Raw genomic sequence first — 17,528 nt, 5'->3', positions numbered from 1 at the left:
AAAAACCTAAACTCTTTTGAAAAATATGTCTAACTTATAGGGGGTTAAGACAAAACTTATTTTTTAAAAAAGTCGAATTGCAAATTTATATTTAAGTTCTGTCTTTTTACAATGACCGCTAACTAGTATATTGCGGTAATAAAAGTATAGCATCCTGTCTATGTTTGTTAGAATGCTTCACATTTATATTTTTTAATTAAAGCACAAACAAATATAATTTCTTTTAACACCATACAAAAACATTTAATCATTTTTTTTTCTTACCCACGTCTTCGACTCGTCTCGCATATGCTTGACGGCTCTTACTGACCGCGCGTACAATGTGTAAATATAACCTTTGTCATTCAGAGCGAAGCGATGAATCTATTAGATGCCTCATTACATTCGGCATGACATAAGTCAATTATAAGGCTTGAATATCTCCAATAAATTGCTCCACCACATTCTCATTCGTTGCCCATGATGTTACAATTCGTATTGCGGAATTTTCTTTATCCATTTTTTGCCAAACAAAAAACTGATACTTCTTCAATAACGCGTCAATGGCTTTATTCGGAAGAATAGGGAAAATTTGATTCGAGGTTGATTCAGTTAAAAACGAAAATCCTTTTTCTTTAATGACATTGGTGATTTTCATGGTCATAGCGTTGGCATGTGTTGCCAGAGTGAAGAATAAATCTTCTTTAAATAATTCAAGGAATTGTATACCCAGCAATCTGCCTTTTGCAATCAATGCTCCTCTTTGTTTCAAATGAAAACCAAAATCTTCTTTTAGTTTTTCGTTAGTAATAACAATTGCTTCGCCAATTAAAGCACCGTTTTTTGTTCCGCCTATATAAAAAATATCGGTAAGTTTTGCTGTATCAACTAAGGTAACATCGTTGTCGCAAGCGCACAATGCCGAGCCCAGCCTGGCGCCATCCATAAATAAATACAATCCTTTATTTTTACAGAAGGTATATAGTTCCAGCAATTCCTGTTTCTTATAAATAGTTCCAACTTCAGTAGAATTAGAAATATAAATCATTTTGGGTTTTACCATATGCGGAACAGTAACATGTTCATCTAAAATTGCCTGAACATCGTTAACGCGAACTTTCCCGTCGTTACTGTTTATGAAATTTATTTTATGTCCGGTTGCTTCAATAGCGCCGGCTTCGTGGGTGTTGATATGACCTGTATTTGCGCAAACTACCGATTCGTGAGGACGTAAAGCTGCTGAAATAACAATCAGATTAGCTTGTGTTCCGCCCGATACAAAATGAATATCGGCATTCGGATTCTTTATTTTTTGTTTGATGAGTTCTTTGGCTTGCTTGGAATATTCATCGTCGCCGTAACCTTCCTGTTGCTCCAGATTGGTTTGTAATAACTTTTCTAAAATGCCGGGATGACAACCTTCGCAATAATCGTTCTCGAAACTGTACATAAAAAGAATTTTAAAATTGTATAAGCAAAGTTAAACTCTTTTGTATTTAAAATTACTTTTCGAAAATGAAAATAAAAATTATACTGAATCTTGACGAATTATATTTCGCTTTAATTTCTATAGTTGATATTTTACAAATACTTCGATGGCTTCATATTCGGCCATTCCCAACTTATCATATAGTTTAGCTGTATCGTGATTGCGTTCTTCGGCACGTTGCCAGAATTCGCGGCTGTCGATGCCCGGGAAAAGCGGTCTGTCTTTTTGCGACTGATGTTTGAAAATGGCATTACGCTTTATGTGAACTTCTTCAGGACTCAATGGTACTGCCATGTCTGTCTGGTCAATATCCCATTCTTGCCATGCCCCGCGATAAAGCCAGATATAACATTCTTTTAACCAGTCTTCATCTTTTAATTGGTAAAGTGCTTCGAGCAAAGCGTTCATACATACACGATGGGTGCCATGCGGGTCTGATAAATCGCCTGCTGCATAGATTTGATGAGGTTTGATTTGTTGAAGCAAATCAATAATGATCTTTACATCTTCTTTACCAAGAGGTTTCTTTTTTACTTTTCCTGTTTCATAAAATGGAAGATTTAAGAAATGAACTCTTTCTTCAGGTACTCCAATGTAACGCATTGCAGCTTTTGCTTCGCCGCACCTGATGGCTGATTTCACCTGCTGAATTTCTTTTGAATCAACCTGTCCGGGTTTTTTATTTTTAAAGTAATGCTGAATATCTTTAAAAATTTTTTCAGCATCATTTCCTTTCTGATGGAATATACTTTTGTATTCTCTTGCAAAATCAAGGTAACGAAGCACATCATCATCAAACACGGCAATGTTCCCTGAAGTTTGATATGCAGTGTGAACAATGTGTCCCTGTTCAACCAGGCGCGTAAGTGTGCCACCCATTGAAATCACATCATCATCGGGATGCGGGCTAAAAACAACAACACGCTTGGGATATGGAAGCGCTCTTTCAGGTCGTGTAGAATCATCTGCATTTGGCTTGCCACCTGGCCATCCGGTAATGGTATGCTGAAGGTCGTTGAAAACTTTAATATTTATTTTATTCGATGGGCCTTGTTCAGCAACAAGGTCGCTCATTCCGTTATCATTATAATCGCGGTCGGTAAGTTTTAAAATGGGTTTCTGTTGTTGCTGACATAACCATACCACAGCTTTGCGTACAAGCCTGTCGTTCCATTTACACGAGCCTACGAGCCATGGCGTTTTAATTCTTGTGAGTTCTGCAGAAGCGGCAAGGTCAAGGATTACCCTGGTGTTTGGATGATTCTGTAAATAAGTTGTGGGAACGCTATCCGTTACAGGACCTTCAACAGCCTTGCGAATAATGGGTGCTTTACCTTCGCCCCATGCCAGAAGAATGATCTTCTTCGCTTTCATAATACTACCCACACCCATGGTAATTGCCATGCGCGGAACATTCTCTTCGCCGAAGAAATCACTCGAAGCATCGGTGCGTGTAAGATGGTCGAGTGTGATGATTCGTGTTGGTGAATTAATATGTGAACCGGGTTCGTTAAAACCGATATGCCCTGTTCTTCCAATTCCTAAAAGCTGAATATCAATACCACCGCAGCTTTCAATAAGATGGTCGTAACTCCGGCAGTATTCCGGAAGTTTTTCTTTTTTTATTCTGCCATCGGGAATATGAATATTTTCGGGCATTATATCAATATGGTTGAAAAGGTATTCACGCATAAAGCGATGGTAACTTTGCAACGATTCGTGATGAATAGGGTAGTACTCATCCAGGTTAAATGTGATTACATTTTTAAAACTCAATCCTTCTTTTTGATGCAAGCGAACAAGTTCTTCATAAACTTTAATAGGCGATGAACCGGTTGCTAATCCTAAAACACAATGTTTTTTTTTGGTTTGCCGTTGCTTGATAAGTGAAGCTATTTCAGCAGCAACAGCTAATGATGCTTCTTCAGCATTGGAAAATATAGTAACAGGTAATTTTTCATTACGGGTAACAAACTCATCGGGGTTTAAGCCATGCTGTAATAAATATGAATAATTTGTCTTATAAATGTAAGCGGTCATGTTATTTATTTTTGCTTTACAAAATTTACCTAATTCGTTTTAGATATAACATTTCAAAGTTAAACATTTTTATATTTTTATAAAATAATTACGCACTTATCCCTTATTTGGTGTGATTTCATTTTGTTTTAATTTATTTGCTTCGTTTTCGAGATAAATTAATTCAAAGATTTTTATTATTTCATCATCAATTCCGAACTTTATTAATTCATCTTTTCTAAATCCTACATTTAGTAAAGATTTAGCAAGTATTTGTTTATTATTTTCGGTATTGAATAATGAAGGAATTATTATTTCTCTTGTAATACGATAGTGTATATTATAATTTTCATTATTAATTTTATTATTTTCAATAATCTGATTACTAAGTTTACTCACATCATTTATTTTATCATTGCATATTGAAAAACCATCTTTTAATTCCTGCTTTATTGTGCTTCTCACAAACATTGATATTATTGCTAAAGCAAAACAAAATAAACCGACAAAGAATACTAATAATTTGTAGTTTTCTATAATCCATATTTTTATTTCCATAACAAACATTCCTAATATAAAACTTATTATAAATCCAATTACTGATAAAATTATCTCTCTTATTTTCATAATTAGCAGTTTTAAAGTTTACCGCTAAATTTTTATTCATTCAATACATTTTATTAATTTAGCAAATCAATTCACTATATCATGATTAGCAAAGCCATTCAAAATTCCATAGCTTTAAAAGAAAAAATTTTACATAACAAGGAATTGCTTCGCACAGTTCAGATAGCGGCTGATGAAATTATTGTTGCTTTTAAAAACGGCAATAAAGTTTTATTTTGCGGTAATGGAGGCAGTGCAGCTGATGCGCAACACCTTGCAGCCGAATTCTCAGGACGTTTTTATTACGACCGCGAACCCTTGCCATCAGAGGCTTTGCATGTGAACACCAGTTTTCTTACTGCTGTCGGAAACGATTATTCATTTGCAAAAGTTTATGAACGTGCTGTAAAAGCGCAGGGAAAAAAAGGAGATATATTGGTTGGGATTTCTACATCAGGTAATTCCGAAAATATTGTTAATGCTATGAAAGCTGCTACTGAACTGGGAATGCGCACCATTGGCTTTACAGGCGAAACCGGCGGTAAAATGAAAAATCATAGTTGTTATTTGATTAATGTTCCTTCAACGGATACACCACGAATACAGGAAGCACATATTATGCTGGGGCATATTATCTGTGAAATTGTTGAAAAAACTTTATTCCCTAAATAATCAGAAAAACGATATTGCCTGTAGTTGGAATTCCTGAAGATTATGAAAAAGCACAGCGTGAACTTATTTAAAAATATTGATAAAAGCTGGACATTGTTTCTCGACAGGGATGGTGTGATAAATAAACGCATCCCTGATAATTATGTTCTGGAATGGAATCAGTTTGAATTCCTTCACGGAGTGCTCGAGGCTTTAAAAGTTTTTTCTTCTGTTTTTGGAAAAATAATTATTGTTACAAATCAACAGGGAATTGGAAAAGGATACATGACCGAAACGGATTTGTTAAAGATTCATTCCAACATGATTTCGGAAATAGAAAAGTTTGGCGGAAGAGTTGATGCAGTTTATTTTTCTCCTTTCCTGAAAGAAAGTAATCATCACACACGCAAACCTAATGTGGGTATGGCTTTGCAGGCTAAGAAAGATTTTCCCGAGATCGATTTAAAAAAATCAGTAATGGCAGGCGACTCATTGAGTGATATGGAATTTGGTCATCGTGCAGGTATGTGTAACATCTTAATAAGTGATGAAGCAGAAATAGCTAAAAAAAATCATGAAATAGTAAATTATCTTTTTCCTGATTTGAAAACTTTTTCCGAAAAATTCATTAATTTGCAATAATAAATTATAAAGTATTTCAGTTTATAATAATGTTATAAAAAAATCATTATGAAAAAAAATATAATTATTCTGTTTTTACTGCTCTTTAGCCCGGCATTCATTTTCTCCCAGGTAATTGATACTTTAAATAAGGTTGATGCTAAAGGAAAAAAACAAGGGTATTGGAAAAAGTATGTAAATGATACATTGAAATATGAAGGTCGTTTTGTAAATAATATCCCTACCGGGCAATTTATATATTATCATGGAAATGGTGCAATAAAAGCAAAGTCATTTTACTCGCAAAATGGAAAATTTTCATCAACTTCAATTTATAATGATAAAGGGAAATTAAGAGCAGAAGGTTTTTATTATGATACAAAAAAAGATAGCCTCTGGAAATATTACGGAGAAAATGATACCTTATGTGCCGAAGAACACTACAGGAAAGGAATTTGGGTAGGTGTATGGAAAACTTATTACAGTGATGGTGTACTTGATGAGCAAAAATCATGGGTTAATGATACCCTGAATGGTCCCTGGAAACAATATTATTCCGATGGTAAAATAAAACTGGAAGGAAAATATATTAAAAATAAAATGGAAGGAATATTTAAATACTATTTTCCTGAAGGGGGGGTATTTTATACCGGGGTATACAAGAAAAGCCTTAAAGATGGCGTTTGGATGCAATTCAATGAAAAGGGGCAAGGTATTTTAAAAGAGACTTATGATAATGGCGACCTTTTAAAGTCAGAAGAATTAAAACCTGTTGAGAAAAAATAAAAATCACTGTGTCGCAAAAAGGAAGAGTGTTGGTGGCTATGAGTGGCGGAGTGGATAGCTCCGTTGCTGCATTAATGCTTCATGAACAGGGTTATGAAGTGATTGGTTTTACGCTTAAAACTTGGGACTATTCTTCTTCGGGAAGTAAACATAAAGAAACCGGATGCTGCAGCCTGGATTCAATTAATGATGCCCGGCAAGTTGCTGTAAGAATGGGATTCAAGCATTTTGTTCTTGATGTTCGTGAAGAGTTTGAAAAAAAAATAGTTAGCAATTTTATTGACGAATACCTTGTTGGGCACACACCTAACCCTTGTGTGTTATGCAATACTTTTATAAAATGGGAATTATTACTAAATAAGGCTGATGCTACCTCCTGCGATTATATTGCTACCGGGCATTATGCATGTGTACGCGAAGAAAATAAAAGATTTGTTTTATCAAAAGGTATTGATGAATTAAAAGATCAATCATATGTTTTATGGGGGCTTAAACAATCGTTTCTTTCCCGGACTATATTCCCTTTGGGGAACATCACAAAAACAGATATTAAATCATTAGCAAGAAAATCAGGATTTGATAACCTTTCCGATAAAAGCGAAAGTTATGAAATTTGTTTTATCCCCGACGATGATTATCGTTCATTTCTCGAATATAGAATTCCCGGGCTGAAAGAAAAATACAATGGAGGTAATTATATTTCCACTAATGGAAAAGTAATAGGCAAACATAAAGGGTATCCTTTTTATACGATTGGACAACGCAAAGGGCTTAATATTGCTACAGGTACACCAATGTATGTCATTGAAATTATTCCCGATAAAAATATCATTGTGCTGGGCACTAAAGATGAATTGATAAAAACCTCGTTGAAAGTAAAAAATTACAATCTCATTAAATATGAAAATATCCCTGAGAACATTGAGGTAATTACAAAAATAAGATACAAAGACCACGGTACTGTTAGTCGTTTAAAGCAGCAACATGATTTTATTGACATTGAATTCATGGGAAATGTAAATGCAATTGCCCCCGGACAATCTGCTGTTTTCTATGAAGGCAAAGATGTTGTTGGCGGTGGAGTCATCGTTTGATAAAAATCATTAAATCTTCTGATATTAAACATTCCATTCTTAATTTCTTTTATTCATGGCATAGCATTCTGCTTTAAAATTAATTATATTTGTATTATTAATTATTGCCGGTAATTTGCATGAAAAAGTATTTTCCTTTAGTATTTATTTTTTTCTTTTTTGTTTTTGAAATCTCATGCAAAAAAGATACAGAAACTTCGGTAGATGTTGGTTATTCTTATTTCCCGGTAAATGTAGGGCATTGGGTAATGTATGAAGTAGATTCAACAGTATGGGACGATTTTTATAATATTAACGACTCGTTGCATGAACGTACTTATAATTATAAAATAAAAGAAATTATTGAATCGGAATTTTATGATAACGAAGGAAGGCTTACTCAACGGCTTGAACGTTATAAAAAATTAAACGACACTACCGATTGGTTTATAAATGATGTTTGGACAATGAACCTTACCTCAGCAACTGCCGAAAAAGTTGAAGAAAACAATCGTTTTATAAAATTGGTATTTCCTGTTTCTAAAAACACAACATGGAATGGCAACGCGTTTAACACTATAGGTGAAGCAGAATACGAATATGATGATATTGATGTACCTGCAACTATAAATGGGATTTTATACGATTCTACATTAACTGTAATTCAAGCATCGGATACCAATAATCTTATTGAAGCCCAGTTTCAGTATGAAATATTTGCCCGTAATATTGGTTTAATATATAAGCGATATAGGTCAGTAACTTTTGATATTGTAACTCATGAAATTTTATCAGGAAAGGATTACAGCTATAAAATCATTTCTTATGGCAATTAATCCTTATATAAAAAAAACTTTTTGTATTCTTGCCATAACATTTATTTCAACTGAAATATTTGCTCAGCTTGCTCCACATAAATACCTTATAAAATTTACTGATAAAAATAATTCGCCTTATTCATTGTCTGATCCATCACAGTTCCTTTCCGGAAAAGCAATTGAACGCAGGATAAAACAGGGAATAGCTTATGCAAATAATGATCTGCCTGTTACACCTGCTTATATTGACAGTATCAGAAATACTGGAGTTACTTTGATTTGCAGTTCAAAATGGTTTAACAGTGTTACAATATATACTACCGATTCAATGGCATTGATTAAAATTCATTCTTTTCCTTTTGTTCAAAGTATTGACAGTATTGCCAGAATTAATAAAATCAAACAGAAATCAATTATTCCTGAAAAATTAATAAGCGCCGTTGATTTAAGCAGAAAAAATACGTTATCTGATGAGGTTCCGGTATCTCAAAAATATTTTACTAATGAATATGGGAAATCATATAACCAGGTTTCAATGATTGGGCTTGACTATCTTCATAGTCATGGTTATTACGGACAAAATATGACAATTGCTGTTATTGATGCCGGGTTCTTTCATGCTGATACTATGGCTGCATTCGACAGTTTATGGATGAATGATCAGATTTTAGGATACAAAGATTTTGTATCTCCAGGAAGTAATATTTTTGCTTCCGATATCAGCACTCATGGAATGATGGTTCTTTCAATAATGGGAGGGAACCTTCCCGGAAAACTCATAGGTACTGCACCAAAAGCAAATTACTGGTTGCTGCGTTCTGAAGATGCCCCTTCGGAAAATATAATTGAAGAATACAACTGGGCATCTGCTGCTGAATTTGCTGATAGTGTAGGAGCTGACATTATTAATTCATCGCTTGGTTATACTACATTTGATCAGTCGTGGATGAATCACTCTTATCATGATATGGACGGGAATACTGCTCCTGCAACAATAGCAGCCGACATTGCTGCAAGTAAAGGAATAATTGTATGTAATGCAGCCGGAAACTCCGGAACACAGTCATGGCATTATATAGGTGCACCTGCTGATGCAGATAGTATTCTAACTGTTGGCGCAGTAGATAATAAAGATAAGTATGTTTCGTTTAGCTCTACAGGTCCAAGCTTTGATAAAAGGTTAAAACCAACTGTATCCGCTCAGGGTTATGGTACTTACTTTGCCTCAACTGCCGGCGGCAATAATGTTTCATCGGGTAATGGAACTTCTTTTGCTTCGCCTGTAATTGCCGGAGCAACAGCATGTTTGTGGCAGGCTAACCCGGATGCAGGTAATATGGTCATTATTGATGCAATATCTCAGAGTGCAAATCAATATGAAAATCCTGACAGTTTATTAGGATATGGTATACCCAATTTTGCTGCTGCAAACTTCATTCTTGCAGGAAATCCAATTCATAATATAGATAATGAGAATTTTGCTAATGTTTTTCCCAATCCTTTTGATGATGTTGTATATATACTGTTCTTATCAAGTATAACCAAAGACATTAATATTGACATATTTGATATTACAGGGAAAAAGCTTGTATCGAAAACCGAAATTAAACGCGATTTAGGATATAATTACTTTTCGGTTGATGGTTTATCAGCATTTAGTAAAGGACTATATATTATTCGTATTTACTCGGATAATTCGGTATATACATGTAAGCTTCAGAAAGTTAGATAATATTTTCCTCCATTTTATTTCTTATTTTTCAATTAATATTGCTAAAAAGGGTAGGGTAATGATTTTTCTGTTGATCTTTTTAGTTTTCATATTTCAAAACATCCTTTATATAAAATAATTATTACTTGTTCCTTTTTCTTAAATTCTAAAATGGGTTAAAGAAGAAATGACGATTATTTAATTTCTTTATAATTAATCGATGTGAAAACAAAAAAAAGCACATTTGTAAACCAAATTTAATAGTGTATAAAATGTATCGTATTGTAAATTTTACACAATAAAATTTAATTAATATTGTATTATCCATTAAATATGTAAATTATAATAAAATGTAGCATTTATATTTATTATATAAAATTAATAATCAGTACTTTGAATAACATTATATAAAATGGTAGTTATATATATTATGATACTTAATATAATAAATATTTTATAATATTATATATATATGATATACAATATTATAAATGATATTATTTGAAATATAAATTCATAGCATATATTATTGTCAGATATTAATACAAATGTAAATTATTAAAAGTTATATATGTAAACAATATTTTAAATACATTTGTGAATTAATTCCAATTTTATGAATGAACGTATACAATTAATATTAAAGACAAAAAATATTTCAGCTTCAAAATTTGCTGATGAAATTGGTGTGCAACGCTCAAGTATTTCTCATATTATTTCCGGAAGAAATAACCCGAGTCTTGATTTTATCCAAAAAATAATAAAACGATTTCCTGATATTAATTACGATTGGTTAATATTTGGTAAAGGAAGTATTTATAAAGAACAGGACTTGTTTAGCGATATTGATGATAAAAACGGAAAAACTAAAGTAAATGAGCAAATAATCAATCCTGAAAGCGATATATTTACTGAAATTAATGAACATACTTCTGAAATTCAAGATGATAATGCTATAGTTAATGAAAATGATATTTCTGATAAAAAACCTGAACCAGTGAAAAAAGTAAAACAGGTATCAGAAATATTAAGAGAAACCAAAAAACCTTCAGTAGAAACAAAAGCCTTACCACGTAAAATAGAGAGAATAATTATATTTTATTCCGACAAAACCTGTGCTGAATACAAACTGGAGTAAGCTATTAAAACCTTTCTCTTTGAGAGAAAAAGAAATTACATTCATTAATAGCATTTTCATCGCAGTCAGAACCATGAACAGCATTAGCCTGTAAATTGGTACCAAAAAGTTTTCTTATTGTTCCTTCGGCTGCTTCAGCAGGGTTGGTAGCTCCAATTAATTTTCTGTAATCTTCTACTGCATTTTCTTTTTCAAGAATAGCTACAACAATAGGACCTGAGGCCATAAAAGAAACTAATGGTTCAAAGAAAGGTCTTTCTTTATGAACTGCATAAAATGCTTTGGCTTCTTCTATACGTAGATGTATAAATTTCATTGCAGATATACGAAAGCCTGCATCGTTAATTTTTGCGAGTATAGGACCGATGTAACCATGTCTTACAGCAAATGGCTTAATGATTGTAAAAGTCTTATTTCCTGCCATAATTAATAATTTTTAAATACAATTTGCTAATATATGTAAATAATATCTTTTATTCAACATATTATTTAATAAATTTGCAGCTCTTAAAAATGAAAATATTGGATAAAGGATTTGTAAATAACGTAGCGAAAGCATTAAAAGAGAACAGGAAAATTACTATCGTGTCTCATGTAAACCCTGATGGTGATGCTGTTGGCGCTTCGCTTGCGCTATATTGCCTTCTGGTAAAAGAAAAATATGAGGTTAGTGTTATTATTCCAAATGAAATTCCTTCCTTTCTTAAATGGATGCCTTGCTGTGATAAAATTTTAATTACAGATTCCAATCTTTCCGAAAGTGAAAAGGTCATATCAAATGCTGAAGTTATTTTTTGTTTAGACTTTAATAATGTTAACAGGTTGGATGGCTTAGTTGACGCTTATAAAAATTCAAAAGCCATAAAATTCCTTATCGACCATCATTTGGAACCAACTGTTTTTACTGACTATTCATATTCTGATCATAACGTTTCTTCAACTTCTGAAATTGTATGGGAATTAATAGAATCTCTTGGAAAAATAAATGATATTGATAAAGCAATAGCTGAATGTATTTATGTTGGAATGGTAACCGATACCGGTTCTTTCAGTTATTCATGCAACCATGTAAAAATGTATAACATTACTGCCGAGTTGTTTAAATTAGGGATTGACGGAGAAAGGATTCACAGGCTGGTTTACGATACTTTTACCGAGAACAGGATGCGCTTATTAGGTTTTTGTCTGAGTGATAAAATGAAGGTTTTCCCTGAATATCAAACAGCATATATTAGCTTAACTAAAGAAGACCTGGAAAAATATAACTATCAGACTGGCGATTCAGAAGGTGTTGTAAATTATGCATTGTCGATAAAAGGTATTGAAATGGCAGTGTTTTTTATTGAACGAAATGAAAATATAAAGATTTCTTTTCGTTCCAAAGGCAAAGTAGATGTTAATGAAATTGCCCGGAAATATTACGATGGTGGCGGGCATCATAATGCTTCAGGAGGATATAGTTATACAAGTATACCGGAAACTTTGGATAATTTTGAAAAACTATTACCGGTGATAATAAAAAAATAAATAGAACTGTGAATAAAACCTTTTCAATATTAATGCTGTTCTTTATTTGCATATTGGCTTCCTGTGGAGGAAGCAAAAAAGAAAAGGTCAAAATCATTTATACAGATTCCCTGAAAACCCCTTTAGCTAATGCTAATAAGCAGTTAGTAAAAAATGAACAGGAGGAAATTGAAAATTTCATATCGCGTTATAAATGGAATATGAAAAAAACAGGAACAGGATTGCATTATTGCATTTATAAAAATGGGAATGGTATTAAAGCTGAAGCCGGTAAAATTGCTAAAATATCATTTGAAGTGAAACTTATTACCGGTGATGTTTGTTACAACTCGAAAGATGATGGAACAAAACAATTTGTTATTGGAAAAAGTAATGAGATAAGCGGACTGGAAGAGGGTATCTTATTAATGAGAGTAGGCGATAGAGCAAAATTCATTATTCCTTCTCACCTGGCTTTCGGATTGCTGGGTGATGAAAAGAAAATTCCTAAAAGAGCTACTTTAGTTTATGATGTTGAATTAATAGAAATCAAATAATAAAATATGAAAACAAAAACTTTTTACCTGGCAATTATAATAATTGCAACCATTATGACATCGTGTTCCAAATATTCCGGTTTTAAGGAATCAGATACGGGTTTATTCTATAAATTTCATGTTCAGAATGATGATGCACAAAAAGCAGAATTAGGCGATGTGATGACCGTGAAAATGTCGTATTGTATCCAGAAAAACGATTCCATGCTGTTTACAAGCGATAGTCTTCCCGAACCATCAAAGCTTATGCTTATGAAACCTGATTATAATGGTGATATCAGCGAAGGATTGGCAATGATGGCTGTTGGTGATAGCGCTTCGTTTATTGTTTCGGCTGATTCTTTTTATTTTAAAAATGTAGGATTAAAAACCTTACCTGAATTTATTAAAGCCGGCACTATGCTTAAGTTTAATGTGAAACTGATAAGCATACAGAAAAAAGCTGATTATGAAAAAGAAATGAAATTAAAACAGGAAAAATATGCTGCAATGTTAGAAGAGCTTAAAGCAAAAGAACCTGAAACTATTAAAGAATATATTAAAGAAAATAAAATTACAGCTAAGCCTTCGGCAACAGGTCTTTATTATATAGAAACAACAAAAGGAACAGGCGTAAAACCAGTAAAAGGACAAACCGTTACAGTAAACTATACCGGTAAATTTCTTGACGGAACTATTTTCGATTCATCAGAAGGACGCGAGCCTATTAAGTTTGTGATTGGCAACAATGAAGTGATCCCGGGTTGGGAAGAAGGTATTTTATTGATGAAAGCCGGTGGTAAAGCAAAATTTATTATCCCTTCAGAACTTGCATATAGTTCAAGAGGTGCAGGTGGTTTGATAAAACCATACACCCCGCTTTTATTTGAAGTAGAACTGGTAACTGTAAAATAAAATAAAAATAAAATGAAAAAACTGGTAATAATTTTAATATGTTTAATTATGTCTTCTGAAATATCTATGGCTCAATTGCCGAAAAAAGTAAAAGAAAATTTAACTTACACAACTGCTTCAGGATTACAAATAAAATTTCTTAAATATAATTCTAAAAACACACAAGCAAAAATTGGAAGCAAGGTTGCCGTACATTATACCGGTAAGCTGACAAATGATACTGTTTTCGACAGTTCCTATGGCAGAGGAAAACCTATTTCATTTTCAATTGGAGCAGGAAGCGTGATTAAAGGATGGGAAGAAGGCATTGCTTATATGCATGAAGGCGACAGCGCTATATTAACTATTCCGCCGGCATTAGGTTATGGTGAAAGCGCTATGGGATCGATACCTGCTAATTCCACTTTGATATTTGAAGTAAAACTTGTTTCGGTAAACAATCCTTATGATTGCACCGGAAAAGATACCGTTACAACTGCATCTGGTTTAAAGTATGTTGTAATAAGCAAGGGCAGGGGAATTAAAGTAGATTCAGGAATGAATGTTACTGCGCATTATACCGGCTATTTTGAAGATGGGAAAATATTTGATTCCAGTGTTGACAGAGATGAACCGATAACTATTCCTATTGGAAGCGGAAAAGTAATTAAAGGATGGGATGAAGGAATAACCTGTTTGCATGTTGGCGATAAAGCAAAATTATTTATTCCATATACCTTAGCATATGGCGAAGTAGCACGCGGACCAATTCCTGCAAAATCAAATTTAATTTTTGATGTTGAAATATTAAAGGCTGAGAAAAAAGTTGATGCTGTTCCTTATGATGTTACAGGGAAAGATACCCTTACAACAGCATCGGGATTAAAATATATAATAGTTAATGCAGGAACAGGCGAACAAGCAGCCAGCGGGAAAACCGTGAAGGTGCATTATTCCGGTTATTTCCTTGATGGAAGTTTATTCGATTCTTCAGTTGAAATGGGTACACCCATAGAAATTGTTCTAGGACAAGGACAAGTAATTAAAGGCTGGGACGAAGGGATTACTTTACTTAAAGCTGGCACCAAAGCAAGATTAATAATTCCTTATCAGTTAGGTTATGGCGAAAATGCTTATGGCCCAATTCCTGCAAAATCAACGCTTGTATTCGATGTTGAACTTATTGAAGTGAAATAAATGAGCTATCAAGTATTAAAAAAAATACAGCCTGTCATTTTTTTGACGGGCTTTTTTTTTAGTATGTAAAATGAGAAATTAAAAAATCAGCTTATACCGATTACCCATTTATAATAGAACTAATTTTGACCTTGTCATATTGTGCCAAATACATTTAGCATCGGCATTAATCATTGTAATTTATTTTTTGTCATTGAACTAAAAAATAAATACAATTGATATTATACCGAATATAAACTCAAACCTACCTTCCATAAACAAAACCCTACCAATTGTAAAATAGCGTTTGTAATATATATTAAAATATACAACCTTTGTTTCAATATTATATTTAATTGAAAACAATACAACTCATACACGTTGAGCACCGCAACGAAAAGTGCCTGCTTGTTAAGTTCCCGTTTGATGAGGAACTTATTGCTGTTGTTAAAAAAATAAAGAATGCCAGGTTCAGCAAAACATATAAAAGCTGGTATGTGCCGGATAATAAGGAAACAATCAAAGAACTATTCAGCTTGTTCAAAGATATTGCAGTGATTAGTGAACAGAGAAAAAGTGATCCACCGCGGCGGAGTGAAAAAATTACAGATGAAAATTTAAATAATAGAAAGTTGAATAGTGGCGAGGTTCAGGGTTTAAAGGGTATCCAGGATTCATGCATGAGAAATGAAAATAATTCAGAATGTTGTAACGATGATCATCGGGATGAGAATACTGAATTTGATAAAAGTGAAAAGTTGATCCGTCGCAGCGAAGGTATAATTGAAAATACTGAAAATCCAAAGCTGCAAACATCGAACACTAAGTTTCAATTTCCTGTTTCCAAGATCAAAGATGAATTTTCGAATATTCAAAAATTAGAAAATGGAAAGAATTCAGAATGTTGTTCTGCAAGCCGGGGTGAGGAATCAGAGGATGAAAGAAATGAAAATAGAGCAAATCCTAAGGTGCAAAATCCAAACTTCAAGTTTAAGTTTTCTGATTCTAAAAATATAAATGAAAATTCAAAAGATATAACTTCTGAAAATAAAAATAATTCAGAAACAGTACATGGGGATTCGGAGGACAGGAGTGAGAAGCCGGAATTAAAAAAAGAAGGAGCGCCATTACGAAAAGGCGGTGTTGTATTAATGGATATAATTGATGAGAAGAAAATCATTTTAAGATTTCCTTTCGCAAAAGCGCATATTGCAAAAATAAAAACACTTCCATATTACATTTGGCATAAAGAAGAAAAATACTGGTCGTTTCCATATACAGCCAATATCAAATCGGAAATTGAAAATTACTTTTCCCGGTTCGGTTATGAAATTGAATGTACTTTAAGGAAATCGAAACCCAGGGGAATTAAAGAGAAACGACATTACACGAACGACAGGAAAATTCCTGATGCCTATTTGGAAAAGCTTAAAATAAAAAGATACAGTGAAAACACCCAACGCACTTATAAAGTAGCCTTCAGTGATTTTATTAATTATTACAAAACGAAAGAGCTTGAAAGTATAACCGAGAACGAAATTAAGGAATACCTGCTGTACCTGGTTGAAAAAAGAAAAGTTTCATCATCGTTCCAGAACCAGGTGATCAATGCAATAAAATTTTATTATGAAAAAGTTCTGAAAATGGAAAAGCTTCCATACATTTATATAGACCGCCCGTTTAAAGAAAAATTATTACCAACGGTATTAAGCGAAGAAGAAGTGAGGCGGATCATAAGCAATATTGACAATATTAAGCATAAGACCATACTGCTTACTATATATTCGGCAGGTTTACGAAGAAGTGAATTGATAAAATTAAAGGTTAACGATATAGACAAAGAAAGAAATGCTGTTATTATTAAAGATGCTAAAGGGAAAAAGGACAGGAATACTTTGCTTTCAAAAAAATTGCTATTCTATTTGGATGAGTATATGAAATTATATGCTCCAAAGGTGTGGCTGTTTGAGGGGCAAGATGGAGGGCAATATTCGGAAAGCAGCATCAACTCGATATTTCATGAAGCATGCAGAAAAGCAGGAATAAATAAAAAAGCAACAGTACATACTTTGCGGCATAGTTTTGCAACCCATTTGCTTGAAAGAGGCACTGACCTGAGGTATATACAGACATTGCTGGGGCATTCGTCAAGCAAGACAACAGAGATATACACACATATTACAAAGAAAGGGATGGAACAATTAGAAAGTCCATTAGATAATTTAGATTTATAAAACTTTATTTAATTATTTACCAATCATTTAAAATTGAAAAAATGAATTGCTACAACTTAAAAAGAAAAACTAAAATTTAAAATTGAATAAATGTTTAAAAAACCTGGTGAATAATTATTATTTTTACGAATGAATAGAAAATTTAAATAATTAAAAACAAGTGTGCTGCAAAGACAAAATAGTATTGCTATAACCAGACTCGTTAAAGTAGATATTGCAGCAATACAGCAGCACATACGTTAAGCACAATTCAAAAGGTTAAGGATTATTGATAAAGCAACTACATTCCAG

The 17,528-nt window shown here is 33.0% G+C and carries 16 protein-coding genes; 12 read left to right on the top strand and 4 right to left on the bottom strand.

Going from position 1 to position 17,528, the window contains the following annotated elements:
* Window positions 1–403: 403 nt before the first annotated feature.
* From PKK00_13950 to PKK00_13940, 3 genes are all read right to left on the bottom strand, one after another.
* Window positions 404–1,429 carry an aminotransferase class V-fold PLP-dependent enzyme gene (locus PKK00_13950; protein HNW99505.1) on the bottom strand — a complete coding sequence of 342 codons (1,026 nt, stop codon included), beginning with the start codon at window positions 1,427–1,429 and terminating at the stop codon, window positions 404–406.
* Between the two features lie 117 nt (window positions 1,430–1,546).
* On the bottom strand, window positions 1,547–3,508 hold the full coding sequence (gene nagB, locus PKK00_13945) for a glucosamine-6-phosphate deaminase (protein ID HNW99504.1): 1,962 nt from the start codon (window positions 3,506–3,508) through the stop codon (window positions 1,547–1,549).
* Between the two features lie 96 nt (window positions 3,509–3,604).
* Complete coding sequence (locus PKK00_13940) at window positions 3,605–4,114, bottom strand: hypothetical protein (GenBank protein HNW99503.1); 510 nt, start codon at window positions 4,112–4,114, stop codon at window positions 3,605–3,607.
* 81 nt (window positions 4,115–4,195) lie between these two features.
* Between PKK00_13940 and PKK00_13935 the strand changes: the two genes are divergently transcribed.
* The 7 genes from PKK00_13935 (at window position 4,196) to PKK00_13905 (ending at window position 10,891) form a co-directional block, all read left to right on the top strand.
* Complete coding sequence (locus PKK00_13935; protein HNW99502.1) at window positions 4,196–4,765, top strand: D-sedoheptulose 7-phosphate isomerase; 570 nt, start codon at window positions 4,196–4,198, stop codon at window positions 4,763–4,765.
* Between the two features lie 42 nt (window positions 4,766–4,807).
* Window positions 4,808–5,386, top strand: coding sequence for an HAD family hydrolase (locus tag PKK00_13930; GenBank protein ID HNW99501.1), 579 nt, complete (start codon window positions 4,808–4,810; stop codon window positions 5,384–5,386).
* A 48-nt stretch (window positions 5,387–5,434) separates the two neighbouring features.
* Entirely contained in the window at window positions 5,435–6,151 is a 717-nt protein-coding gene (locus PKK00_13925; GenBank protein HNW99500.1) for a hypothetical protein, read from the top strand.
* 8 nt (window positions 6,152–6,159) lie between these two features.
* Window positions 6,160–7,245, top strand: a complete 1,086-nt coding sequence (mnmA, locus tag PKK00_13920; protein ID HNW99499.1) for a tRNA 2-thiouridine(34) synthase MnmA — start codon at window positions 6,160–6,162, stop codon at window positions 7,243–7,245.
* 119 nt (window positions 7,246–7,364) lie between these two features.
* Window positions 7,365–8,060, top strand: coding sequence for a hypothetical protein (locus PKK00_13915; GenBank protein ID HNW99498.1), 696 nt, complete (start codon window positions 7,365–7,367; stop codon window positions 8,058–8,060).
* Window positions 8,050–9,774 carry a S8/S53 family peptidase gene (locus tag PKK00_13910; protein ID HNW99497.1) on the top strand — a complete coding sequence of 575 codons (1,725 nt, stop codon included), beginning with the start codon at window positions 8,050–8,052 and terminating at the stop codon, window positions 9,772–9,774. The genes PKK00_13915 and PKK00_13910 overlap by 11 nt, the downstream gene beginning before the upstream one ends.
* Before the next feature lie 595 nt (window positions 9,775–10,369).
* On the top strand, window positions 10,370–10,891 hold the full coding sequence (locus PKK00_13905) for a helix-turn-helix transcriptional regulator (GenBank protein ID HNW99496.1): 522 nt from the start codon (window positions 10,370–10,372) through the stop codon (window positions 10,889–10,891).
* A 4-nt stretch (window positions 10,892–10,895) separates the two neighbouring features.
* On the opposite strand, the gene ndk is transcribed toward PKK00_13905, so the two are convergent.
* A complete protein-coding gene (gene ndk / locus PKK00_13900; protein ID HNW99495.1) occupies window positions 10,896–11,315 on the bottom strand; it encodes a nucleoside-diphosphate kinase in 420 nt (139 codons plus the stop codon).
* Between the two features lie 89 nt (window positions 11,316–11,404).
* Between ndk and PKK00_13895 the strand changes: the two genes are divergently transcribed.
* The 5 genes from PKK00_13895 (at window position 11,405) to PKK00_13875 (ending at window position 17,237) form a co-directional block, all read left to right on the top strand.
* Window positions 11,405–12,418 carry a bifunctional oligoribonuclease/PAP phosphatase NrnA gene (locus PKK00_13895; protein HNW99494.1) on the top strand — a complete coding sequence of 338 codons (1,014 nt, stop codon included), beginning with the start codon at window positions 11,405–11,407 and terminating at the stop codon, window positions 12,416–12,418.
* 8 nt (window positions 12,419–12,426) lie between these two features.
* The gene (locus tag PKK00_13890) at window positions 12,427–12,954 is read left to right on the top strand and encodes an FKBP-type peptidyl-prolyl cis-trans isomerase (GenBank protein ID HNW99493.1); all 528 of its coding nucleotides are present in this window, start codon (window positions 12,427–12,429) and stop codon (window positions 12,952–12,954) included.
* A 6-nt stretch (window positions 12,955–12,960) separates the two neighbouring features.
* On the top strand, window positions 12,961–13,848 hold the full coding sequence (locus PKK00_13885; protein ID HNW99492.1) for an FKBP-type peptidyl-prolyl cis-trans isomerase: 888 nt from the start codon (window positions 12,961–12,963) through the stop codon (window positions 13,846–13,848).
* Between the two features lie 12 nt (window positions 13,849–13,860).
* Complete coding sequence (locus tag PKK00_13880; protein HNW99491.1) at window positions 13,861–15,024, top strand: FKBP-type peptidyl-prolyl cis-trans isomerase; 1,164 nt, start codon at window positions 13,861–13,863, stop codon at window positions 15,022–15,024.
* Between the two features lie 335 nt (window positions 15,025–15,359).
* A complete protein-coding gene (locus PKK00_13875) occupies window positions 15,360–17,237 on the top strand; it encodes a tyrosine-type recombinase/integrase (GenBank protein ID HNW99490.1) in 1,878 nt (625 codons plus the stop codon).
* Window positions 17,238–17,528: the final 291 nt, after the last annotated feature.

The sequence above is a fragment of the Bacteroidales bacterium genome, assembly GCA_035353855.1.
In the GTDB taxonomy this organism is placed as follows: Bacteria; Bacteroidota; Bacteroidia; order Bacteroidales; family CG2-30-32-10; genus DAOQAK01.
This window is presented reverse-complemented; position numbering and strand designations above follow the sequence as displayed.

Bases quoted from the DNA above. Each gene is read 5' to 3' on its own strand.
- PKK00_13885 (HNW99492.1), top strand. From the start codon at position 12,961: ATGAAAACAAAAACTTTTTACCTGGCAATTATAATAATTGCAACCATT.
- PKK00_13935 (HNW99502.1), top strand. From the start codon at position 4,196: ATGATTAGCAAAGCCATTCAAAATTCCATAGCTTTAAAAGAAAAAATT.
- PKK00_13940 (HNW99503.1), bottom strand. From the start codon at position 4,114: ATGAAAATAAGAGAGATAATTTTATCAGTAATTGGATTTATAATAAGT.
- PKK00_13905 (HNW99496.1), top strand. From the start codon at position 10,370: ATGAATGAACGTATACAATTAATATTAAAGACAAAAAATATTTCAGCT.
- nagB (HNW99504.1), bottom strand. From the start codon at position 3,508: ATGACCGCTTACATTTATAAGACAAATTATTCATATTTATTACAGCAT.
- PKK00_13895 (HNW99494.1), top strand. From the start codon at position 11,405: ATGAAAATATTGGATAAAGGATTTGTAAATAACGTAGCGAAAGCATTA.
- PKK00_13915 (HNW99498.1), top strand. From the start codon at position 7,365: ATGAAAAAGTATTTTCCTTTAGTATTTATTTTTTTCTTTTTTGTTTTT.
- ndk (HNW99495.1), bottom strand. From the start codon at position 11,315: ATGGCAGGAAATAAGACTTTTACAATCATTAAGCCATTTGCTGTAAGA.
- PKK00_13925 (HNW99500.1), top strand. From the start codon at position 5,435: ATGAAAAAAAATATAATTATTCTGTTTTTACTGCTCTTTAGCCCGGCA.
- PKK00_13950 (HNW99505.1), bottom strand. From the start codon at position 1,429: ATGTACAGTTTCGAGAACGATTATTGCGAAGGTTGTCATCCCGGCATT.
- PKK00_13930 (HNW99501.1), top strand. From the start codon at position 4,808: ATGAAAAAGCACAGCGTGAACTTATTTAAAAATATTGATAAAAGCTGG.
- PKK00_13910 (HNW99497.1), top strand. From the start codon at position 8,050: ATGGCAATTAATCCTTATATAAAAAAAACTTTTTGTATTCTTGCCATA.
- PKK00_13880 (HNW99491.1), top strand. From the start codon at position 13,861: ATGAAAAAACTGGTAATAATTTTAATATGTTTAATTATGTCTTCTGAA.